The organism is Halomonas sp. QHL1, from assembly GCF_001882345.1.
GTDB lineage: Bacteria > Pseudomonadota > Gammaproteobacteria > Pseudomonadales > Halomonadaceae > Vreelandella.
On the sequence record NZ_MINL01000001.1, the window covers coordinates 1,112,595 to 1,131,522 of the forward strand.

An 18,928-nucleotide genomic window follows, 5' to 3' on the forward strand; every position below is an offset into this window, starting at 1 on the left:
ACACCATGGCACTACTTGAAGTCAATAACCTCGATGTCCGTTTTGCACTGCGCCAGGGCGAAGTACACGCCCTACGCGATATTTGTTTCAGCCTTGAGCGCGGTGAGCGCTTGGGCATCGTCGGGGAATCCGGCGCAGGCAAGTCAGTTGCTGCGTTTTCGCTGCTCAACTTAATCGCCAAGCCAGGCTTTATCGCTGGTGGTACGGTGACGTTTGACGGTCAGGTGCTTAACCGCATGTCTGAGCGTGGCCTGCGTAAAGTACGCGGCAACCGCGTTTCGATGATCTTTCAAGATCCAATGATGACGCTGAACCCGGTGCTCTCCATAGGGGAGCAGATGGTTGAGTGCTTAAAAGCGCACCGGCGCATTTCCTCTAAGGAAGCTCGCGCGATTGCCCTGGACAAACTACAGCAGGTGCAAATCCCTTCGCCGGAAACGCGTCTGGATCAGTATCCTCATGAGCTTTCAGGCGGTATGCGCCAGCGGATTATTATCGCCATCGCCCTGCTGCTTGACCCGGACATTATCATTGCCGATGAGCCCACCACGGCGCTCGACGTGACCATTCAAGCCGAGATTATGGCGCTACTGCTTGATCTCTGCGAGCAGCACAATGTGGGGCTTATTCTGATCACCCACGACCTGGGCGTGGTCAGCCAGGTCACCCAGCGCATGCTGGTCATGTACGCGGGACGAGTCATTGAGCAGGGCCCGACGCGGGAGATTATTAACGACCCGCAGCACCCTTACACCCAGGGGTTAATCAACGCCCTGCCCCAGATGGCAACCCCCGGCGAAAAGCTCAATCAGATTCGTGGCAGCATGCCGTCGCTCTCAAACCTGCCCAGCGGTTGCGCGTTTCATCCGCGCTGCGATTTTATCAATCGTGCCGATGGTCAGCCCCGCCCCGCCTGCACCCAGCAGGTGCCTGAGTTTGTCGAGTCCGGCAACTGCCGTGTAGCGTGTCATATGGTGGCTGAAATGCTTGAAGATCGCCGTTTGAAGGAGGAAACCTCATGAGTGCGCACGCTGAGGCCATAACGGACAGCCATAATCCTACCCCCCGTCAGAACGAAGAGAGCGCTGATTCACTGCTGCAGATTCGCGATCTGAAAAAGCGCTTCTCCCTCTCTGGGGATTTCCTCGATCAGCTGCGTTTTAAAGGCGGCAAGCTGGTTCGCCACCAAGAGCATGTCCATGCCATTAATGGCGTGAATCTGGATATCAAACGCGGCGAAGCGCTGTGCGTAGTTGGCGAGTCGGGCTGCGGCAAATCCACCGTGGCGCGAACCGTCATGGGGCTGCTGACCCCAACCGAGGGTGAGATACGCTACGACGGCAACCGCATCGACAACTTGAGCTCTCGCCAACTGCTGCCGTATCGCAAGCGGATGCAGATGATTTTCCAGAACCCTTATGCGTCGCTCAACCCGCGCATGACCATTCAACAGACCCTGGAAGAGCCGCTGCGCTTGCACCACCCTGATTGGAAACGACCGCAGATCCTCGACAAGGTAGAAGAAGTGATGGGCTCGGTGGGCATCGACCCGGACTGGGGCAAACGCTTTGGTCACGAGTTCTCCGGCGGCCAGCGTCAGCGTATAGCCATTGCCCGCGCCCTGGCCGTTGACCCTGAGTTCATCGTTGCCGATGAGCCTATTTCCGCGCTCGACGTCTCGATTCAAGCCCAGGTACTCAACCTGCTGATGGAAGCCCAGCAAGAGCGCAACCTGACCTATCTGTTCATTACCCACGACCTAGCCGTCGTAGAGCACTTTGGCACCCGCGTGGCGGTGATGTACTTAGGCACGGTGTGTGAAATTGCCACTACCGCGACGCTATTCGATAAGCCACGCCACCCCTATACCCAGGCGCTGCTCTCGGCGATTCCACGCTTGAAGGACGACCGTCCGCAGCACATTCGTCTCACCGGCGAGGTGCCGACCCCGGTTAACCTGCCTAGCGGCTGCGTTTTCCATGGCCGCTGCCCGCATGCCAATGCACGCTGTAAGCAAGAGATCCCCGTGCTGCAAACACAGGATGACGGAACCCGCGTGGCGTGCCACGCTGTCGAAGAGGGGCGCCTATGAAGCGGGCGTCATATTCGAAACAGCGAACCCAGGCGCTGAGAGGTAGAGCATGGAAATTCGCTGGCTAGAAGATTTTATCGCCCTGGCCAGAACGCGGCACTTCTCACGCGCAGCAGATGATCAAAACGTTACACAGCCCACCTTCTCCCGGCGGATTAAACTGCTTGAGGAGGAGATGGGCGTAACGCTGATCAATCGTCAAACGCTGCCGCTTTCGCTCACCCCGGCCGGGGAGGAGTTTTTGACCCTGTGCGAACAGGTGACCGAGCGAGTGCGCCTGACCCGTGACCGCGTACGCGAAATTAACGCCGGCCAGCAGCGGCGTATTATGGTCGCAGCGCCACAGAGCTTGCTGCCGCACTTTTTACCTGAATGGCTGGCGTCTACCGGGTGGCAAGATCGCGTACAGCCGTATTTGCGGGCGACTGGCTGGGTGGCCAACGACTACTTTCAAGCCTTAGCGCGCGCCGAGTGCGACCTGGCTATCTGCTACTGGCCGATTGGGCGCTGTGATCTGGATATTGACACCAGCGCCTGCAACTATCGTGTGATTGGTCATGAAAGACTGATCCCAGTGACTGGATTAAACCCAGAGGGAGAACCGCGGGCATTGCTGCCAGGGTCGCGCCACCAGCCATTGCCTTGGCTTGCCTACCCAAAGCGTGGGTTGTTGGGGTCTGCGGTTAAAGCGCACCTAGCCAGACTCTCCCAAACTACCTATTTAACCGCGCAGAGTGAAAACCTTTACGCGGCGGGTATTAAAGAGCTGGTGTTACTTGGTTACGGCATGAGTTGGTTACCAGAGCGCAACGTCGCTGCAGAGCTTGCCCAAGGTACACTGGTAAGAGCGGGCGATAGTCGCTGGGATGTGCCCATGGAGCTACGGCTATACCGCCATCAAAATCATCGCCACGCGGAGCTGGATAGCCTGTGGAGCGAACTTGCGCCGCCCCGTCTATGAACCCGCATTTGAGAAATGCTTACTTAAGAGAGGGCACAGTTTTGTATGTCAACCACCCTATTTGACCTGCAACGTGAGCATATAGCGCACCTGCAGCGTGCTTATTCGGATATTTTGACCGACCACGGGTTTGATAGTCTGGCAATTTACAGTGGTCATACCAGCGTACACTTTGCTGATGACCACGCGCCCCCTTTTCAAACCTACGGGCATTTCATGCACTGGGTGGGGTTAGCCGATGTGCAGCATAGCTGGTTGATTATTCAGCCAGAAAAGCGCCCACAGCTGTACTTGTATGCGCCAGCCGATTTTTGGCACTTGCCTACTCACCTACCCGAAGAGCCCTGGGTAGCCGCGTTTGATATCCACTTCTGCAGCGAGAAAATCACCCCACCGCTTTCGGGAAATGCCGCCGTCATTGGCGATATTGACCGTCTTGCCAGCAACATCCGGCAGGCGCTAAAAGCTGAGTGTCACCCTGAGCAAATAGTGCATGCCCTTGATGAATTACGGCTGATTAAAACGCCCTATGAGATCGCCTGCATTCGTGAAGCCAACCGTTTAGCGATAGCGGGCCATCAAGCAAGCCAGGCAGCTTTTATTGGCGCATCCGGTGAGTTGGATATTCAGTTGGCTTATCTAGGGGCCAGTCGTCAGCGCGAATCAAACGTGCCTTACCAAAATATTATTGGTTTAAATGAGCATGCAGGCGTGCTGCATTATCAACACTACGACCTTAACGCGCCTAAGCAGCGCTACAGCCTGCTAGTCGATGCAGGTCGACGCTTTCGCGGTTACTGCGCCGATATCACACGTACTTATGCGGGCCCCGACGCTCCCGCAGCGTTTGGCGAACTAGTCACCGCCATGCATGGGCTGAAAGATGAGTTAGTCAAAGGCGTAGCCCCGGGGGTTAGCTTTGTGGCACTGCACGAACAGATGCACCACCACCTGGGTGAAATATTGGTGGCTAGCGATCTGTTTAAAGGCACCGCCGAACAAGCGGTTGCCGAAGGCGTTACGCGGGCATTCTGCCCTCATGGGCTGGGGCACTCTCTTGGTCTTCAAGTGCACGATGTGGCCGGATTACGCCACCCTGATGGTACTCCCGCCCCAGCGCCAGAGCAGCACCCAGCGCTGCGACTTACACGCGCTCTTCGCCCTGGCATGGTCGTTACCATTGAGCCTGGGCTCTATTTCATTGCCATGCTTCTCGCACCACTGCGCAACACCTCACTGCCAATTAACTGGAGTTTGGTCGACCAACTCTCATCCTGCGGTGGCATTCGTATCGAAGATAATGTGGCGGTGACGGAGAGTGGTTTTGACAACCTAACACGCTGAGCAATTCAGCAATGTTTTCTATTGCCTCAAACGAGCAACGCCCGGCACAAGGCCGGGCGTTGATTGATTACCAAGTACCAAACGGTATTGAATTAAATGGCACTTAGGCAAATAAAGCTTAGAAGCGGTAAGTAATACCACCGCCAACGGTGACAGGTTCGATGTCGACTTCACCACCAACATTGATATCCGAATTCACGTCAGCGTAGCTTGCGTAACCATTAAGCATGATGTTGTTGGTTACGGCCAGATCGATACCCACTTGACCGATAGCACCGTAGCTCTCTTCAATGCTCACACCACTTGGCTCGCCGGAGAAACGTGTGTAGTTAAGGCCAGCACCAACGTAGGGCTGTATACGTGAATCCAGGCCGCCCATCGGGTAGTAGTTAACCAATAGGTTAACCGGGAGGCGATCAACACTACCTAAATCGCCACCAGTAGCGGTGCTGATATCGTGCTCAAATTTCTCTGAGCTATTCAGTTCAACGCCAACCTTGTCGGTAAACAGGTAGCCAGCACCGAAAGTGAATCCCCGTGCATCATCTACACTGAGTTGATCACCAGCCACGTCACCATTACCTGAACCCGTGTCCGTTTGGGCAACGCCGCCACGAACGAATACGTCACCAGCGTTATAAGCGAGTGCCGCTTGGCTTGCCAGTGCGAAACTAGCGGTGATAACAGCGGCAGAAATCAGTTTCATATTACTCATCAGGGTCATCCTCTGTATGCAGCGCAGTTCCTTGCGCTTGGGATTGCGGTAGTTGCTATCCAACTTTCCTGTACAGAGCTTAGTATACGAACACTGTTTCCAAATTGCTTGTAAAATATTGTTATAAGAAACTATCCCCCTGATAGTTTTTCTATACATGCAATTCAGACATAAAATCCAGGCTTAAAAAAAGGCCCCCCGAAGGGGACCCAGGTGGAGCACGCCAGCTCACTCGGTTTATCACTACTAGATGGTAGCGACATGAATGAAGAAGGGAGAGAAGCTTTACGTCGTAAGTTAGATCCTGGACCTAGCCACTCTATTCACTCATCCTTTGCCATATACTGCGATCTGCGTGCCATTTTTTTAAAAATCTATAAAAAACAAAATTTTATACAAAAATTACTTATTTAGTATCAACTCCCAACGCACTGCAACATATAAAATGCACCAGCATTGCGCGCTGTGAAGCTTTTTTGCATCACAAAGTATCAATATAGCCATGGCCATTAAGGGCGGCCCATCCCCCTTGGCCTGGAGGGTGGCCCTCACGTACACTTGTTTGAATCCATTTATCCTTTCATAACCCCGCTTCCGACAAGCCGAGGCTCTCCCATGGCGTTTGATTCCACTTCTTCCTATATCGCAACCGATGCGCTTAAGCAGGCGGTGAATGCTGCCGTGGTGCTTGAGCGGCCGCTATTGATCAAGGGCGAGCCGGGCACCGGCAAAACCCTGCTGGCTGAAGAGTTGGCCGAGTCTCTCGATACTCAGTTGATTACCTGGCATATCAAATCCAGCACCAAGGCGGCCCAGGGTTTATACGAGTACGATGCCGTCAGCCGCCTGCGTGACTCTCAGCTTGGCGTTGAAGGCGTAGAGAACGTTGCCAACTACATCAAGCCCGGCAAGCTTTGGGAAGCCTTTACCGCCAATCAACGGGTGGTGCTACTGATCGACGAGATCGATAAGGCCGATATCGAATTCCCCAACGACCTGCTACAAGAGCTGGATCGTATGGAGTTTCACGTTTATGAGACCGGTGAGACCATTCGCGCTGAACAGCGCCCGATTATCATCATCACCTCAAACAACGAAAAAGAGCTGCCGGATGCCTTTCTGCGTCGCTGTTTTTTCCACTACATCGAATTCCCCGACCGCGAGACCATGCAGGCGATTGTCGATGTGCACTTTCCGGCGATTGCGCCCAAGCTGGTCAGCGAAGCTCTAGAGGTGTTTTTTGAGCTACGTAAAGCGCCAGGCCTGAAGAAAAAGCCTTCCACGTCAGAACTAGTCGATTGGCTCAAGCTACTGATGGCTGACAATATTGCTCAAGAGGCGCTCTATAACCGTGACCCGGCCAAAGCGCTGCCGCCCATGGCCGGCGCCTTGGTCAAAAACGAGCAGGACACCCAACTGCTGGAACGCCTGGCGTTTATGATTCGTCGCCAGAAAGGCACAGGCCGCTAAGCCATGTTTATTGGCCTATTTGAAACACTAAAACGTGCGGGCGTTCCGGTATCGCTACGCGAGCTGCTGGATCTTCACTCCGTGGTGGAACGCGGTGTTGTGTTCGCAGACATGGAGGCCTTCTATAAGGTGGCCCGCACGGTGATGGTCAAAGACGAGCGCCACTTTGACCGCTTTGATCGCGCCTTCGCCGCCTGGTTTAAAGGCCTTGAGGACATGGACGCCGCCATTGAGGCGCTGATCCCCGATGAGTGGCTGCGCCGGGAGTTTGAGAAGCAGCTAACGGAAGAAGAGAAAGCCAAAATCGAATCCCTGGGTGGCCTCGAAGAGCTCATTGAGACGTTCAAAAAACGCCTGGAGGAGCAAAAAGAGCGCCACGCGGGGGGCAACAAGTGGATCGGTACCGGCGGCACCAGCCCCTTTGGCGCCTACGGCTACAACCCGGAAGGCATTCGCATTGGTCAGGATGGCTCTCGTCACCGCCGTGCCACCAAGGTCTGGGACGAGCGGCGCTTCCGTGATTACGATGATTCCCTGGAGTTAGGCACGCGCAATATCAAAATGGCGCTACGCCGCCTGCGCAAGTTTGCCCGCCAAGGGGCATTAGATGAGTTTGACGTGGATAGCACCATCCGTGAAACCGCCAAGGACGCCGGGCTACTCAACGTGCAGATGCGCCCAGAGCGCCATAACGCGGTGAAGGTGCTGCTGTTTTTGGATGTGGGCGGCTCGATGGATGACCATATACGCGTCTGCGAAGAGCTTTTTTCTGCCGCCCGCTCAGAGTTCAAGCATCTGGAGCACTACTACTTCCATAACTGCCTTTACGAAGGAGTTTGGCGAAACAATATTCGTCGGGGTAACGAGCGGATCCCGACCATGGATGTTTTGCACACCTACGGTGCGGATTACCAAGTCGTGATTGTCGGTGACGCGGCCATGTCTCCCTATGAGGTCACCCACCCCGGCGGCAGCGTCGAGCACTTCAACGACGAAGCGGGCGGCGTTTGGCTTAAGCGTTTATGCGAAACGTTTCCCCGCCTAGCGTGGCTTAACCCGATGCCGCCCCGAGCCTGGGAGTACACCTACTCGACTACGCTCATTCGCGAGATTATCGAAGACCGTATGTACCCCATGACCATGGAGGGCCTGGAAACCGCCATGCGCGAGCTAGCAAAGAAGTAGCTTACTTATCTGGCCATGCGCGTCAGCACATCGTGGTGAGTCAGTTTGCGATGCAAAATGGCCATCACGACGTGCCCTACGATCAGCGCCAACAGTGTCCAACCCAGCTCACCGTGAAGCAAACTGCCGAGATCCGTCATCCAGGTGATCTCCTCGCCCTCAAAACCTGACATCAGCGTAATGCCAAATACCTCAAGCGAACGGCCCGAACCGTACTGGCGAATAAGCGCAATCGTCGGAATCGCGATCATCAAGCCGTAGAGCGCAAGATGGCCCAACTTTGACATAACGCTCACCGATGGCGGGCGACGCGACGCATTGGCTATAGCCCATATCACTCTCAGCACGACTAAGGTAAGTAGCAATACACCCACCGGGTAATGGGTTCCCCAGAAGAACTCTTCAAAGGGGGTGTCGGGTAACAGCCAGTGCGCCGTAGCGCTAGTAAACTGCCAAGCAAACAGCAGCGCCATCCCCCAGTGCAACAAGCGGCTAATCGCACCATAACGTTGGCTGTTATCCATTATCGGTAATGCCATGAGCTTCTCCCTTCTTTTAATAAGCTAGTCGTAATGCTCATTTTATCGGGCTAACACGGAAAAAACATGACAACACCGTGCAACTTGGTTGCATCAATTGGAACGCAGCGTTTTCTGATGGCGATTAAAGCGTTTGTGGAAAATCGTTTAAACCCTTCAAAAAGGCCTGTTTGGCAGCTTCAAACGCCTTAGGGTCATGTTTAAAGCGGCGTAAAATGAGCGCTTCATCCAAAACCAGGGTGGGTGCCAGTTCGCTAACACTCTTGGCTGGGTGGCGAGCGCCCAAGCCAATACGCTTTCCATCCACCCCGCCGAACCAGCGCTTAATGCCACTTTTTTGATAGAACGCCTCTTGTTCGGCGTTATCCACTTCGACACGTAGCGGCGCTTTCAGAGTCAGCTCGCTGATCAAACGCTGCTGGGCGTCTGCTTGGTCAAGCGCGCAGGCATGAGTCACCGTCATGCCTTCGCCCTCCTCGTCCAGCACTAGCAGCGCCAGCGCTTGAGGTTTACCCAGTCCATCAACAGCAGCAAACAGCCGCGCTGCTTCTTGCGGAAAAAACACACTGCAGGTGCCGGTGAACACGACCAGCGGCGTAAGACCCGACTCTTGTCCGTAAACCTCAGCGCATAATCGCGCCAGACAGGCGTTGCGCTGGGCCTCTGCGTTAACGTGTACGACCTTCATTTGAATCATCCTCACCGACTAAAAACCCGCAAGCCTAGAGCAAACATCACCGTTTTGACAGCGCGACGTGCCTCACCGCGACGTCCATTCATTTTTACTGATACTGAACACTACTGTTAACAATCTGTCGAAGAGAACTGTAAGCGTGAACATCACTTAGAAGGAGCTAGTATGCCCACCTTTATGAATGACCCTACCATGCCCACACCAAATTTCCCCGGTAGTCACATGGTAGTCGATGATCACTACATCTTTATCTCCGGGCTGACCGTCGCCGACCTTTCAAATGGTCATGCTGCCCGAGGCGACGTTAAAGAAGAGACTCGCCTTGTGATGCGTTCACTCTCGCGGATGCTTGAAATGGAAGGTGGTAGCCTTGCAGACATAGTGCGGGTGGATATCCATCTCACTGACCTTCACGCCATCCAAGACATGGATAGTGTTTACGCTGAGTACTTTGAGCCTGGGCACTACCCTGCCCGCACTTGCACCGAATCCCCCAATATCTGCGGTGGCAGCAGTATTGAAATTACTGTGATGGCGAAGCGCCAGCATCAATCAGCGCAATAACCGTCTCGATATCAATGTGGGTTTCCAACATATCGGCTAAACGGTCAAGCTCACGCTCACGGTGAGCTTGATAGTCGCTCTGCTCTCCATTAACCATGCCCAACTGCTTTAGTAGAGCTTGGCAGGCCTCCGGGAGATCAAATAACCCGTGCAGGTAAGTACCAATGATTTGGCCATCCTCACTGACCGCGCCTTCTGGTCGTCCGTCTATTTCAAATAGCGGCGAACAAAGCGCCTGGCCTTCACTAATGCCGTTATGAATCTCATACCCTGTGACAGTAGCGCCCTCTGCCACGGTTAAGCCACTCACGTTGCGAAGTTGCTTGCCAGCGACCATGCGCGTTGTGAGGGATAAAAACCCCAATCCCGCTACTGTTCCTGGCTTCCCCTCCAAACCTTCTGGGTCATCCACCTTCTCGCCCAGCATCTGAAAGCCACCGCAAATACCCAACATCTTCCCGCCGTAACGCAGATGGCGCTGGATTGCCTTATCCCAGCCCTGGCGTTTCAGCCATTCAAGATCACTGGCAGTACTTTTACTACCGGGCAGAATGATCACATCGGCGGCGGGTATCGGCTGGTCGGGCCCCACAAACGTCAGCGATACCTGCGGGTGCAAACGCAGGGGGTCAAAGTCGGTGTGGTTACTGATACGCGGTAGCGCGGGAACGATCACGTTAAGCGTCTGGCTAGCCTTTTCGGCGTGGGTTAAGCCAATACTATCTTCCGAATCGAGCACCAAGCCTTGTAAATAAGGCAACGTGCCCAGTACAGGTTTTCCAGTGCGCTCCTCGAGCCACTCAAGTCCAGGATTGAGCAGCGCAATATCACCCCGAAAGCGGTTGACAATAAAGCCCTTGGTGCGCGCCTGTTCGCTCTCGCTCAATAGCGCTAGCGTACCCACCAATTGGGCGAATACCCCACCACGATCAATATCACCGACGAGTAATACTGGACAGTCAGCCGCTTCAGCAAAGCCCATATTGGCGATATCGCCCTCACGTAGGTTGATTTCAGCGGGGCTGCCAGCGCCTTCGGCAATAATCACATCAAAGCGGCTTTCCAACGCCTGCCATGCCGCCATCACGCTCTCTTTCGCGGTGCGTTTATAGGCGTGGTAATCCAGGGCATCCATATGGCCATGCACCTTACCGCGCAAAATCACCTGGGCGCCGCGGTCGGTTTCCGGCTTTAGCAGTACCGGATTCATATCGCTGTGGGGTGCCAAATAGCAGGCTTGTGCTTGTAAGGCCGTAGAGCGGCCAATTTCACCGCCATCCTCAGTCACCGCGCTATTCAACGCCATGTTCTGGGGTTTAAACGGCGCCACCGATACTCCACGCCTTGCCAGCACGCGGCAAAGAGCAGCCACCACGGTGCTTTTACCTGCATCCGAGGTGGTGCCTTGAATCATCAGTGTGGCCATAAAGAGGTCTCGCCCAGGTGAACAAGAGCGAGACTTTAGCGGGAGGCGCTAAGTGGTGCAATGAGTAGTGACGTATGAAGCCTAGCTAAGCAACTTAATAGCTAAGATCTTCCATCAGGGCGCTAAGTCCACCGCTTCGCTATAGCTGCCTTATCCGCTAACGATCCCATCTCGTTGCTCCTACTAAATGTGTATTCATTTATCTGCACCAGGAACCTGTCTCGGCGGGTGACCTTCTTCTTGTTCTGGTGCTCAGCCTCGGCGAACGAGCCCTGCTTCATCAGTTGGCTATATTAATCGTTAGCAGAAAGTTCAGAATGTACCCCGTCGTTGACAGCCAGGCAGCAGCGGCGAGATCACTATAGAGCTTCCCTAATTTAAACGTTCGAATGTTTTACAAGACTGATTTTTGCCATCCGCTAGGACATACGTAATTAACAGAGCGAGCGTAGCCAGCAAGGTTGACCCCCGGCGATTCCTGGCACATGCTCAAACAGAACCCAGTGCCGTTGTACAACATGTTCACGCTCCAGCGTGACCGTAAGTGGACGCTTGTTCGGCTGACCAACAGCCTCGCAATGCGAATCAGTAGTCAATGATGTCTTCCTCGGGGGTGCTAGAGCATGACATGCAATTCACATCCGCTCCGATTTATCCTTCATGTAAAGCTTTTTCATCGATGGAAGAAGACGTTCAAAATCCAAGCCACTGTTATATGTTGCCATTTGATGGGCGCTTCTACACTCCTGCTTGCCGATCAAGTGGAAGAGTCGTCAGCTAGTGATCGCTTCTGGACCGAGGTATGGTTAGATCTCAGCTATGAACGCCTCGCAAATCGCGATCTCGATGATAGAACGTCTGATGATTTGTCGGCACTAATGCCCGAAATCGGGTTGGGAGTTGATTTTCAGTTCAGTGAAAATATAGAAGGTTATTTAGAAATTCTGGGAGAGGGATGGCATGTAGTGGAACGTGAACGCGATAGTGAGCTAGAAGAAAATGAATATACTCTCAGTTTGACACAACTTTATCTGGATGTTGATGTTGATGAGGTGGTAGAGGGGTTGTCATTTCGAGTCGGTCGTCAGGGGTTCTATGATACTCGAGAGTGGTTGTACGTAGAAGAATTGGACGGCATCAGGGCATTTTACGAACTGGAAAATTTTTTAGTAGAGTTGTCAGCCAGTCGCGAGCGTCTCTACAGAGAAGATCTATTTGAGGATGACACTTCTGATGAGCGTGTCAATAATTATATCCTTTACGGTAGTTATCAAGTGGCGGAAGAGCACCTTGTAGGAGCTTATGCTCTTGTTCGCGACGACTACTCCGAAGATTCAGATAATCCAAGGTTCTTCGGCCTGCAAGCTAGTGGAACTGTAACGGATGTTCTTGACTATTGGCTTGAGATGGCTCATATGCGTGGGCGCGATGGCTCCACTCCTTTGCAAGGTTACGGGTTCGATATTGGTGGAACTTATCGCTTTAAGGCTCCTCTTGAGCCATCGCTAACCCTTGCATATGCCTTTGGGAGTGGAGATTCCGATCTCAATGATAATGTAGACCGTCAGTTTCGACAGACAGGTCTTCAGGATAACTCGTACCGTTTTAACGGAGTACAAGATTTCAGCTATTATGGTGAAACCTTAGACCCTGAATTAAGCAATCTTCGTATATTTACCGCTGGGCTCGGCATCCGTCCAAGTCAGCAGAGCTCCATCGACCTGATTTACCATAAGTATCAACAGGATGTGGCTTCAAATGACTTTATCGAAGGTGCATTGTTTTTGGTCCCGCCAAACGGTGAGAGCCGGGATGTGGGTCAAGCAATAGACCTGGTTATCGGTTATCACGAGTTTTCGAATGTCAGATTGAGATCCAAGTTTGGTTACTTTATTCCGGGTGATGCTTTCGGCGCTTCTGCCAGTAATACATACTCATTAGTGATGGGCATTGAATACAGCTTCTAGATACCATCTCTCCTACCCGGTCACAAACCCAGCATCAGATGGTTTGTGACCGATATTCGGTTTGGGTCTTGAGGACGCCATAAACGATGTGGAACAGCTTCCGTATCGCCGCCCCCAAGGCCGCCCCTCAGCATACAACCAGTAAGCCAGTGTTTCGTTATAGATGCCGGTAGTTTCCAGCAGGATGTGCAGCCGATCACGCGGCTCGCCAGCCTGGTGATCAAGCCATTCAAACAGGCGGGGAAAATCTTGCCGGCGGTTAGCAAATGCTCGAGTCTTGACCTTGCCGGTTGCCTCATCGCGCAACCAGGCGCAATCGGGCTCCTGCTTGCTGACGTCGATACCTCAGGCTTTGTGGATGCTCACCCTGATACCAGGGCCTGCTGGTAGCTAATCAACAAGCCCTGAGAGACACACGGCGATGTGCTTGTATTGTTAACCTATCCCCTGTTATCAAGAAAAAATTGTTCAACATTTTTGATTTACTCTGCGTACGCGAATATTTCATTGTTAATGAATATTTTTATAATGTTAACAAAAATGATAACAATGCTTACCTGTTTAGGCATAGTTTTACAATAATTATTTTATTGTATAAAACTTTCCATTATCCGTTGTTTCTTGAGAATCAGTAGTAGAAAAGGTCAACTAAAGCAATGATTGTTTGAGTTTATTTATGAGTGTGTTTGCTGCGCAAATTTTCTTTGCTGGTGATCATTTTCTGCACTATAAGTTATTCGACGTAAAGGCAACTAATGCAATGCAAGCATAGTGTTAACGCATCTCAATTGAGATGCGGTGGATTGCTTGGTCTTGAAAATCAAAGAATCAAGGAAGCTCACTATTAATAATTAGATATCTCATTCTCGGATAAAAAAAGAATGGGTTTGGTGAATGGAATCCCTGTTTCGGCTGTGTCACAGATTCGATACATATCTCGTGGCTAGCGAGGCCAGGTAGTTGTAAGTAATGCTGAAGTAAAATGAAGTATGAGGGGTTATTCCACTGGTGCCGTGGATGAAGTCTCAGAGTTCATAAGAGGCTGCGGATAGTATCCGGTGGTTCGACATTGGGCTGTTAGCAGGGGTTAATTATGAACAATTCCAATAACACGTTAGAAATAGATTCCATTGATCTCGTTGATGAGTTTCCTACCATTTTGACCAGAAGTGGTGATACGAGACCAAGGTGGATGCCCGGTGAGCGCCTGCACCACCTATTCGAAGTGGTGGCAGAGCAGAGGCCAGATGAGATCGCTATCGAGACCGAGCAGGGAAACATAAATTTTGGCAGCCTCGAAGCAGAGGCAAACCGACTAGCATGCTTGTTAATAGATCAGGGACTAGAAGCCGGCGATGTGGTGGCACTCCTGTTCGACCGGAACATCGAGGCGTACATTGCCTTGCTTGCAGTACTGAAGATAGAGGCGGTTTATGTGCCGCTCGACCCCAAGCTTCCGGCTGACAGACTACAGTACATAACTCGGGATGCAGGTGTCTCAATCGTCCTAACGGTAGCTAAGTATGTCGACTTGGCTAATGTGGCCCAACTACCTGTGCTTAGTCTTGACACGCTCGTCGAAGAGCGGTCGCGATATTCCCCGGCTCGAGTTGAGCCTCGTATACCAACAAACGATCTTGCCTATATCATCTACACCTCAGGGTCTACCGGTAAACCGAAAGGGGTAAAAATTCAGCATCATTCGATCGTCAATTTCGTCCGAGTGGCGGCAGAAACCTATGGCTACCGACCAGGAGACCGAGTCTATCAGGGACTCACTCTGGCATTTGATTTTTCGGTGGAAGAGATCTGGGTGCCCCTCCTAGCTGGTGCGACTCTGGTACCCAGCGAGTCCGGCGGTAGCCTAATGGGTGAGGAGCTCCATACGTTTCTCGCAGAACGTAAAATTACGGCACTCTGCTGTGTACCCACGTTGCTTGCCACTATCGATGAGGAGTTGCCCGATCTGCCTGATCTCCGGCTTCTGATCGTCTCGGGTGAAGCCTGTCCGGAAGAGATTGTTCGCCGCTGGCACTGCGACACCAGGATTATTCTTAACGCCTACGGGCCGACCGAGGCGACGGTGACCGCGACTGTCGCGGTGCTGCGTCCTAGCGAACCCGTGACCATTGGCAGCCCGCTGCCGAGTTACATGATTGTTATCCTTGATCCGAACGGACCTGCTGCGCTGAGGCAGGGGGAAGTCGGGGAAATCGGGATTGCCGGTATCGGTCTCTCGCCCGGGTATGTCGGGCGTGATGACTTGACAGGGCTAGCCTTCATCAGGGATTTCCTTGGACTTCCTGATAACCCCTCGGGCCGTATCTATCGGACCGGGGATCTAGGGCGTATAGATGAGGCAGGACAGGTCGAATACCACGGTAGGATCGATACCCAAGTCAAGATACGGGGCTACAGGATCGAGTTGACGGAGATCGAGTCCGTCATCATGCAGTGTTCGGGAGTTGTGCAAGCGGTGGTGGATACTTTCGAGCCCAGGCCCGGTATCAAGGAGTTGGTGGCGTATTACACGACGAATATGCACGTGACGCCTGAAGAGGTGGCACATACGCTATCACAGCAGCTGCCCACCTATATGGTGCCTACCTATTATGAGTGTCTAGAGTCGATCGTGATGCTTCCGTCCGATAAGGTGGACCGTAACGCATTGCCACCGCCGTCGGGAAAGCGTCTGATACGCGGGTCAGCCGATTACGTGGCACCTCAAGGGGCACTTGAATCGCGGCTTGCCGAGATGCTTGCCGAGCTGCTTAACATGGAGTCAGTTTCGGTAACGCATGACTTCTTCGGTGATCTAGGCGCCAATTCGCTACTGATGGCGCGTTTCAGCGCACGAATTCGCCGCGATTTTCAGACGACCGGCATTTCCATGCGCGAGATCTATCAGGCACCAACAATTCGACAACTGGCAGCCATTCTTAATAGTCATACTGAACCCCTGGCACGGGAGCATGATAGGCAAGTTCTATATGAAGCCAGCTACTTCGCCTACTGGGGTACAGGGGCCTATCAGGTTATCGTGTCTTTTTGCTACGCTTGGGTCTTCTTTATAATTTTTATCCAGGGATTTCAGTGGTGTCTCGCGGGTGGGGTGGGATTTGAAATGTACCGACGAGCGGCCGCCTTTTCGGTTGGCCTCTTGGTGTTTATGTCTGTATTTCCCATCGCTGCCAAATGGCTCTTAATCGGTCGCTGGCGGTCAGAATCTTTTCCGATATGGGGGATGACCTACGCTCGATTCTGGACAGTGAAAACCTTGGTCAATACGTCTCCGCTAGCCATGATTCCGGGGACTCCACTCTACAATGCTTATTTGAAAGCGCTGGGTGCCCGCATAGATTGGAGTGCCGTAGTGTTGTGCAGTCCCCCTATCTGCACGGACCTTATCCATATCGGTCCGCAGGCGGTGGTGGGTCGTGGAGTCAAGATCATGGGTTACAAGGCAGTCGATGGTCGAATCGTCACCGGCCCGGTAAAGGTGGGGGCACGTACTTATATCAGCGATGGTGCCGTCCTGGACATCAATACGCAACTTGAAGACGATGCCGAACTTGGGCATTCCTCCTCCCTGCACGACGGCCAGATCGCTAGGGCCGGGTTAAGTTATCATGGCACACCGGCTGTCGTGACATCGTCGCGTTTCCGGACCTTGGAGCCTGGACATGTTTCATTGATCAGGCGCCTTGGCTATTCGGTTGCCCAGCTCGGCACATGGTCCTTCGGGCTAGGGCTCGTAATGATCATGATCATTACATACTTGTATCGACCCGAGACAGCCAGAGCACCTGGTCAGTCTCCGACACTGGGATTGCCAGTTGATACTATCACGGCGCTTCCCACCCTTGTCGGCTACTCGGTCGCCGTCTTTGCGGGATCGATCGCGCTGGGCTTGGTCTGGACGTTGGTCACCCCTCGGCTGGCCTGGCTATTCCTGCGAGAAAACAAGGAGTATCGCCTGTTTGGATTACGGCACTATATGTTGCAGGTGATGATACAGAGCTCCAACTCCCGGTTCTTTAATCTATTATTCGGGGATAGCTCCTATATTATTTATTATTTGAAAGCGCTGGGTTATCGATTCAATGGCGTGCGGCAGTCTGGGTCAAATTTCGGAGTTCAACAACGCCATGATGTACCATTTCTCTGCGAATTTGGACTCGGCACTATGGTTTCAGACAATCTTATTATGGCAAATGCGGAGTTTTCCAATGCATCCTTTCGTCTTGGGCGAGTCCGCTTCGGGGAGGATAATTACCTTGGAAACGAAATAATCTATCCTAGCCGCGGAAAGACCGGAGATAACGTGCTTTTTGGCACTATGGCGATGGTGCCTATTGATGGAGAGCCTCGTGAAAATACCGGATTGCTGGGCTCGCCAGTTTTTGAGATTCCCCGCAAGGTAGTACGGGACACAAAATTCGATTACTACAAAGAGCCGAATATATTAGCTGCTCGATTGAGATTAAAGAATCGCTCAAATCTGGTCACGATAGGTTTGTTTTTGGCCGCCCGCCTAGGGCTGCTTGTACTGCTGGTAATCATCGGACATGCTTTAATTTTTGGATTGGGACTTAGCAGCACATTTGGACTTGCCGTTACCAGCCTATTATTGTCGCTTGTCTCTATCGGATATGTGGTGCTGATCGAGCGTCTCTCCTACGGTTTTGGTGACCATGAGCCCCAGTACTGTTCAATTTATGATGACTACTTCTGGTGGCACGAAAAGTTCTGGAAGCTTGTCGTCTCCACTCACCTTTCCTTGCTAAATGGCACCCCATTCAAGGGGCTAGTGTGGAGAGCACTCAATGTCCGTGTTGGTCGCAAGCTCTACGATGAGGGATGTTCTATCACAGAGAAGAGCCTGGTAACGATCGGAGATAATTGTACACTGAATACGTCGACTACCATGCAGGCGCACTCCCTTGAGGAGGGGACCTTCAAGTCGGATCATATCATCCTGGGTAGCGGCGTGACTCTCGGGGTCAAGGCCTTCGTTCATTATGGCACCGCGGTTGGCGATAACACACTGGTCGAGCCGCATAGCTTCTTGATGAAGGGGGAATGCACAAGCTTGGGGTCTCGGTGGTGTGGCAATCCGGCGTTCCTGAATTCCGTGCAATAGCTCACATGATCGGAGTGTCCACTAACTAAAGCAGAAGCGGACCCTGCATAAGTGCCAGAGCGTAGCGGTGCTTACCGATGCAAAAGTGGCAGTGAAAGGCCGTCCCGCCGTCGGGGCGGTCGATCAGCCGACCAGGGGGTGATCGGGCATATGACGAAGTGTCCAGGCTGTCGGTGTCGCCGATCAGCCCAATGCCCTGCTCCTTGGCCAGAGCCTCTTTCAATGTCCATACCCTCAAGAACAAAGTGGGACAATCGTGGACGAGAGTGGTCTCGGGTTCCGAAAGCAGATATATAGGGAAATCATCATCGAACTGGCCAGGGAGAGGTTCCAGATCGATGCCAACGAGCCGGTGCTGGGCGGTGGCGACGCCACAAATGGAGCCCGCGTATGCTATCGAAACATGAAAGCCCAGTTCTGGACCCAGCACCAAGGGCTTACCCTGAGTGCTCGAAGCCAGGATCCACTCTTCGGGGGGGATGCGATGTTGAACCTGCATACTGAGAAGGATGCGGAGTGCCCGGCGAGACACCTGGAATCCCCGATGGCCGGCCTTATAGCCGGAGTGTGCGGGTGGGTCGCCAGCTTTGCCCCTTGTGATACCCCGTCGTCCAGTCAACGAAGCAACACGAAGGTTCAACTGCTGGCTATAAAGTTCACGGAGGTTGAAGGTATGCTGCATCGTGAGCCCTCCACGTGACACTTCACTCTTGGATGTTTTTTCCTGTTTCTGAGTTGAAACTAGGCGTTGATAAATCGTGACCCATTGTTCCCCACTTATCCAGCTTCCTTTGAATCGCCCTGGATATTCTAGACACCCGTTAAACG

15 protein-coding genes are annotated in these 18,928 nt (G+C 52.8%); 10 read left to right on the top strand and 5 right to left on the bottom strand.

Annotated elements, in window-relative coordinates:
- Positions 1–5: 5 nt before the first annotated feature.
- From QHL1GM_RS05060 to pepQ, 4 genes are read left to right on the top strand one after another with little or no spacing between them, the layout of a single operon-like run.
- Entirely contained in the window at positions 6–1,022 is a 1,017-nt protein-coding gene (locus QHL1GM_RS05060) for an ABC transporter ATP-binding protein (RefSeq protein WP_009287009.1), read from the top strand.
- Positions 1,019–2,092: an ABC transporter ATP-binding protein gene (locus QHL1GM_RS05065; protein WP_071693493.1), complete on the top strand. Its 1,074-nt coding sequence runs from the start codon at positions 1,019–1,021 to the stop codon at positions 2,090–2,092. Before QHL1GM_RS05060 ends, QHL1GM_RS05065 begins: the two co-directional genes overlap by 4 nt.
- A gap of 49 nt (positions 2,093–2,141) precedes the next feature.
- On the top strand, positions 2,142–3,053 hold the full coding sequence (locus QHL1GM_RS05070; RefSeq protein WP_071693494.1) for a LysR family transcriptional regulator: 912 nt from the start codon (positions 2,142–2,144) through the stop codon (positions 3,051–3,053).
- Between the two features lie 45 nt (positions 3,054–3,098).
- Positions 3,099–4,397 carry a Xaa-Pro dipeptidase gene (gene pepQ / locus QHL1GM_RS05075; protein WP_071693495.1) on the top strand — a complete coding sequence of 433 codons (1,299 nt, stop codon included), beginning with the start codon at positions 3,099–3,101 and terminating at the stop codon, positions 4,395–4,397.
- Between the two features lie 118 nt (positions 4,398–4,515).
- Here pepQ and QHL1GM_RS05080 read toward each other — a convergent pair whose 3' ends face one another.
- Positions 4,516–5,112, bottom strand: a complete 597-nt coding sequence (locus tag QHL1GM_RS05080) for an OmpW family protein (protein WP_175540353.1) — start codon at positions 5,110–5,112, stop codon at positions 4,516–4,518.
- Positions 5,113–5,325: 213 nt separating this feature from the next.
- Here QHL1GM_RS05080 and QHL1GM_RS05085 point away from each other — a divergent pair, with 213 nt between their 5' ends.
- From QHL1GM_RS05085 to QHL1GM_RS05095, 3 genes are all read left to right on the top strand, one after another.
- The gene (locus QHL1GM_RS05085; protein ID WP_071693497.1) at positions 5,326–5,526 is read left to right on the top strand and encodes a hypothetical protein; all 201 of its coding nucleotides are present in this window, start codon (positions 5,326–5,328) and stop codon (positions 5,524–5,526) included.
- A 201-nt stretch (positions 5,527–5,727) separates the two neighbouring features.
- Complete coding sequence (locus QHL1GM_RS05090) at positions 5,728–6,582, top strand: MoxR family ATPase (protein WP_071693498.1); 855 nt, start codon at positions 5,728–5,730, stop codon at positions 6,580–6,582.
- 3 nt (positions 6,583–6,585) lie between these two features.
- Positions 6,586–7,767, top strand: coding sequence for a VWA domain-containing protein (locus QHL1GM_RS05095; protein WP_071693499.1), 1,182 nt, complete (start codon positions 6,586–6,588; stop codon positions 7,765–7,767).
- Positions 7,768–7,772: 5 nt separating this feature from the next.
- Here QHL1GM_RS05095 and QHL1GM_RS05100 read toward each other — a convergent pair whose 3' ends face one another.
- Both QHL1GM_RS05100 and QHL1GM_RS05105 read right to left on the bottom strand, forming a co-directional pair.
- Entirely contained in the window at positions 7,773–8,306 is a 534-nt protein-coding gene (locus QHL1GM_RS05100) for a cytochrome b (RefSeq protein ID WP_071693500.1), read from the bottom strand.
- Between the two features lie 124 nt (positions 8,307–8,430).
- Positions 8,431–8,994 carry a hypothetical protein gene (locus tag QHL1GM_RS05105; protein ID WP_071693501.1) on the bottom strand — a complete coding sequence of 188 codons (564 nt, stop codon included), beginning with the start codon at positions 8,992–8,994 and terminating at the stop codon, positions 8,431–8,433.
- A 171-nt stretch (positions 8,995–9,165) separates the two neighbouring features.
- On the opposite strand from QHL1GM_RS05105, the gene QHL1GM_RS05110 reads away from it, so the two are divergent.
- Positions 9,166–9,564 (top strand): RidA family protein, encoded by a 399-nt coding sequence (locus tag QHL1GM_RS05110; RefSeq protein WP_071693502.1) that lies wholly within the window; start codon positions 9,166–9,168, stop codon positions 9,562–9,564.
- Here the strand turns inward: QHL1GM_RS05110 and QHL1GM_RS05115 are convergent.
- Positions 9,524–10,990 carry a cobyric acid synthase gene (locus QHL1GM_RS05115; protein ID WP_071693503.1) on the bottom strand — a complete coding sequence of 489 codons (1,467 nt, stop codon included), beginning with the start codon at positions 10,988–10,990 and terminating at the stop codon, positions 9,524–9,526. The two genes, QHL1GM_RS05110 and QHL1GM_RS05115, sit on opposite strands and share 41 nt — an antisense overlap.
- A gap of 623 nt (positions 10,991–11,613) precedes the next feature.
- Here QHL1GM_RS05115 and QHL1GM_RS05120 point away from each other — a divergent pair.
- Together QHL1GM_RS05120 and QHL1GM_RS05130 are read left to right on the top strand one after the other, a co-directional pair.
- A complete protein-coding gene (locus QHL1GM_RS05120; protein WP_083570974.1) occupies positions 11,614–12,957 on the top strand; it encodes an alginate export family protein in 1,344 nt (447 codons plus the stop codon).
- Between the two features lie 1,093 nt (positions 12,958–14,050).
- Complete coding sequence (locus tag QHL1GM_RS05130) at positions 14,051–18,100, top strand: Pls/PosA family non-ribosomal peptide synthetase (RefSeq protein ID WP_083570975.1); 4,050 nt, start codon at positions 14,051–14,053, stop codon at positions 18,098–18,100.
- Between the two features lie 25 nt (positions 18,101–18,125).
- On the opposite strand, the gene QHL1GM_RS05135 is transcribed toward QHL1GM_RS05130, so the two are convergent.
- Positions 18,126–18,782 (bottom strand): 4'-phosphopantetheinyl transferase superfamily protein, encoded by a 657-nt coding sequence (locus QHL1GM_RS05135; RefSeq protein WP_071693505.1) that lies wholly within the window; start codon positions 18,780–18,782, stop codon positions 18,126–18,128.
- Positions 18,783–18,928 lie beyond the last annotated feature (146 nt).